Source organism: Candidatus Chordibacter forsetii (assembly GCF_964187505.1).
Taxonomy (GTDB): domain Bacteria; phylum Verrucomicrobiota; class Verrucomicrobiia; order Opitutales; family Seribacteraceae; genus Chordibacter; species Chordibacter forsetii.
This window is the reverse complement of the sequence record NZ_CAXLML010000070.1, coordinates 1-3,935: the sequence shown is the minus strand read 5'-3', so window position 1 is coordinate 3,935 and position 3,935 is coordinate 1. Positions and strand designations below refer to the sequence as shown.

4 protein-coding genes are annotated in these 3,935 nt (G+C 43.9%); 1 reads left to right on the top strand and 3 read right to left on the bottom strand.

The window, feature by feature from the left end; genetic code table 11:
• Nucleotides 1-6: 6 nt before the first annotated feature.
• The 3 genes from ACKPQ4_RS03080 to ACKPQ4_RS03070 all read right to left on the bottom strand — a co-directional run bounded on the left by ACKPQ4_RS03080 (nt 7) and on the right by ACKPQ4_RS03070 (nt 2,354).
• Nucleotides 7-1,026, bottom strand: coding sequence for an MBL fold metallo-hydrolase (locus ACKPQ4_RS03080; protein WP_407679745.1), 1,020 nt, complete (start codon nt 1,024-1,026; stop codon nt 7-9).
• A gap of 181 nt (nt 1,027-1,207) precedes the next feature.
• On the bottom strand, nt 1,208-1,813 hold the full coding sequence (locus ACKPQ4_RS03075; protein ID WP_407679744.1) for a hypothetical protein: 606 nt from the start codon (nt 1,811-1,813) through the stop codon (nt 1,208-1,210).
• The gene (locus ACKPQ4_RS03070; protein WP_407679743.1) at nt 1,761-2,354 is read right to left on the bottom strand and encodes a hypothetical protein; all 594 of its coding nucleotides are present in this window, start codon (nt 2,352-2,354) and stop codon (nt 1,761-1,763) included. Before ACKPQ4_RS03070 ends, ACKPQ4_RS03075 begins: the two co-directional genes overlap by 53 nt.
• A gap of 270 nt (nt 2,355-2,624) precedes the next feature.
• On the opposite strand from ACKPQ4_RS03070, the gene ACKPQ4_RS03065 reads away from it, so the two are divergent.
• On the top strand, nt 2,625-3,935 hold a 1,311-nt coding region (locus ACKPQ4_RS03065; RefSeq protein ID WP_407679742.1), incomplete at its 3' end, for an Npt1/Npt2 family nucleotide transporter.

Here is a 3,935-nt window from a genome sequence, read left to right as displayed (position 1 = left end):
GTTTCATCACAGGTTCTTGAGCGTCTCGCCATGCTTAAGGGTTATGAAGGTTTCAGGGTTTAGTCCTTTTGATTGAACCGCTTTTTGTAAACGGACAGGCGGTTCGTCTAATGGTTCATCAGTTAAATTTAAAAAGGTTCCCCAGTGCATACCGATGGATTGCTTACTGTTGACATCCAAATGGATTTGAACCGCCTCTTCTGGACTGCAATGCATATCTTTCATAAACCATCTCGGTGCATAGGCACCGATGGGAATAAGTGATAGGTCCATACTTTTAAAACGATTCCCAATATCCTTAAAATCCTTGGAATACCCGGTATCTCCCGCAAAGAAAAGTCGTTTATCAGGAGCTTCGACCACCCAACCTGCCCATAATACCTTATTAGTGTCCAATAATCCCCTCCTGCTCCAATGCTGAACTGGGACAGCATGGTATTTCCAATTGCCCACTTGATGACTCTCCCACCAGTCCAATTCAATCACCCCGCTTTTGATACCAATATTTCCAAACCACTCCTTCATTCCCAGTGGAACGAGAAATAGAGGAGGCTTTGATTTTTGTTTTTCATAAATTTCAAGAACGGTTGACTTGTCTAAATGATCGTAGTGATTGTGAGAAATCACCACGATGTCTAAGTCAGGAAGGTCCCGTAATACTAAAGCTGGTGGCGATAATCGTTCAGGCCCAGCAAAACTGACTGGGGATGCTCGGTTGCTCAGGTGAGGGTCAGTAATAATGTTGATTCCACGGTATTGCCAAAGAAAGGTCGAGTGACCAATCCAGGTCAGGGTTTCCTCACTTCGATTTGATTGAAGGAAGGGTAAATCTGGCTCAAGTTGTTCGAAATCTACAATCGTTTGAGAATTTCGGGTGAAACGCCATTTGAAGACGGTAGCCAGGCCTTTACTCATCTTTTCCTTAGGTAAATAATTATTTATATATCCGTCGTCCGTGTGATGAGTAGGTTTAGTAATTTCAGAACCACTACAAAATATAACCTGTAGCAAGGTAATAAATAGCAAACAGTACCTTAACCAAATTTGTATCCCAAATATCATCTCGAATATACTACTATTATTTATAGGAAATTGTTAAGGGTTTAAAATTAGATAATTAGATAAAAGAAAGTTTATTTAGGCACAAAAAAGCCCCTCGCCGAGACGAGGGGCTAAATTAAAAAACTTTAGAAAATAAAATAGATTATTATCTAGGTCCTTGCTGACCAGGGAAAGGAGGAGGACCACCTTGTGGGCCACCTTGAGGGCCTGTGTGCGGAGGAGGACCACCTTGAGGTCCGGTATGGGGAACTGGGCCACCATGTGGAGGACCTCCTTGATGATCACCGTGTTCTGCCTCATCATAGTCAGCAGGCTCAATGTGATCGATCACTCCGTTGCGAAATTCAATTCGTACTTCATGCTGAGAAGCCTCGCGTTTAAATTCTTCGATATCAGAATCAAACAATGGGCCTTCATACTCACCTGGAACCAAAAGATCAGAGTGCTCATTAACTTTGAGTTTCACAGGACCTTGCTCGGTAAGAATTTCAATCATATTGTTTTCTTGATCAATTCCGATGATCTTTCCAACAATAGCGTCTCCATCTTCTTCACCTTGGTTATGAGCACCAGGGCCGGGTTGTCCAGGGTGGTGGGGAGCAGCTGGGTCACCATGCGGACCGGGTTGACCTGAGTGATGAGGAGGTACTGGATCGCCATGTGGACCAGGCTGATTTGGGTGGTGGGGAGGTACTGGGTCACCATGTGGACCAGGCTGACCTGATGATCTTCCCAACAATAGCGTCTCCATCTTCTTCACCTTGGTGATGAGCACCAGGGCCGGGTTGTCCAGGGTGGTGGGGAGCAGCTGGGTCACCATGCGGACCGGGTTGACCTGAGTGATGAGGAGGTACTGGACCGCCATGTGGACCAGGCTGGTTTGGGTGGTGGGGAGCAGCTGGGTCACCATGCGGACCGGGCTGGCCGGGTTCGCTATGTTCACCACCTTCGTAGTCAGCTGGCTCAATATGATCGATTACTCCGTTGCGACTGGCGATACGAACTTCTTTGCCACGGGATTCGCGTTTAAATTTCTCGATATCCATGTCAAAAACAGCACCCTCAAATTCTCCTGGGACTAAAAGATCGGAGTGCTCGTTAATTTTCAAAGACTTAGGACCATCAGGCGTCATAAGTTCGATAGTTTGTGTTTCTTCGTTTATACCAACTATGGTGCCAACGATTTCGTCATGGTCGTGAGGCTGTCCTGGATGTTCGGCATCACATTTGCCGCAATTACCGTAAGTAAAAGTTGCTGTAGCTAGAAATGCTACTATTTTGAGATAGATCATAGATTTTGGGGTTAGGGTATTGAACATATTTCTTATTAATTCCGCACTAATTGAGACCTAAGGCAAGTGTTTTCGGAAAATAGATAAACTCACCAAATGCTCAGTTATTACTGAAGTTTCACGATTAATAATTGTTGCAACTTTATACAACGATCACTCACGAAATTTGAACCAATTGAGTAAAATGTGGGATTTCTTTTTATTTAGAGGTTTATTGTTTTTTCGATTAGCTTACTGTTACGATACCTAATAAGAAAGTACCTGAGCCCTATGAAATTATCGCAAATCGATCCCAAGATTAAAATCTTGTCGGTTATTTATTTCATGGTCGCCCAAAGTTCGATGATGGCAAGAGCCACCTCTGACTCGTTCCTGCTCAAATACTTTGAAGCCGAAAGCATCCCTCTTATGATCATGGCGGCTGCTAGTTTGTCGATTATTCTGGCCCTACTTTCCACTTATCTTTGCGAACGGTTCCAGGCCTATGGTGCGATGCGCATAGCCACTGCGGGTATCATCCTAACCCTGTGTGCTCTTGTTCCCATTGTATATCTCCTTGGAGGAAAAGGTGAAACGAAACCAATTTATGTATTTGCCTACATGCTTTGTGAGACAATTGTAATTTTGCCGATGGTTTTATTCTGGGGTATGGCAATGGGGGTACTCAACCCTACCGAATCCAAAAGGTGGATGGGAATGATTGGGGCAGCTGGTACTTTAGGCTGTATCTTAGCAGGCTTTACGATTTCTTTTGTAAGTAAACAAGAGTTCGTCAATGAGATCTCCTTGGCGATGAATGCCGCTGTCCTGATAGTGGTTTCCATCATTTTAATGATTCGTGCCAAAATGTTTACTATTGGTGATGAGGAGGACGATGGCTCCAGTCAGCAGGCGAACTACAGCATTTTTAAAAAACTAGGAGTGCTAATAAGTAGTAAACAATCAGTTCTTATGACCTGGCTGGTAGTATTTTCTGCCATTGTACTTTCCTTAATCGATATTAATTTCAAATTTGAAGTAAGGAAGGACTACTCCGATGATTTATACGATTTCTTTGGGCAATTCTACACCTACACAAGTTGTGTACAGTTACTACTCCAGTTATTCATCGTTCGTGCAATTCTTACCCGAGGAGGTGTAATATCCGCCATCTCGATCCTGCCTATTTTAATCCTGCTTGTCTCGGTCGGTGCTTTATTGGTGCATTCCCGTGAAGCGGTGTATGTTGGGAAATTCATCACTCAGGTGGTCTTCTTCACCGTCGAATATGTAGGCTTACAAATGCTTTTTCTCTCGGTACGCAAAAAATTACGCGGGCAGATGAACAGTGCCGTGGACGGGTTGACTCGTCCTGCAACCATAGCAACAATAAGTTTGCTAATCACCTACACGCTTCCTTTTTGGCAAGGTGGATCTGAGTCAGACGCAATTTACAGGCTCAATTTCATCATCATTGGGTTGTGCGTTTGCTGGTTGATTGTAGCTTTTTTCAATTACCGATTATACCTTTTCTCCCTACTTGGCATAGTAGGCGGCAAGATTTCTCGGGAACCCTCTAAATCTTCCACAACCATAGAAAAA

Excerpts from the sequence above, each read along its gene's own strand:
- ACKPQ4_RS03070 (WP_407679743.1), bottom strand. The coding sequence starts at position 2,354 with ATGATCTATCTCAAAATAGTAGCATTTCTAGCTACAGCAACTTTTACT.
- ACKPQ4_RS03075 (WP_407679744.1), bottom strand. The coding sequence starts at position 1,813 with ATGGAGACGCTATTGTTGGGAAGATCATCAGGTCAGCCTGGTCCACAT.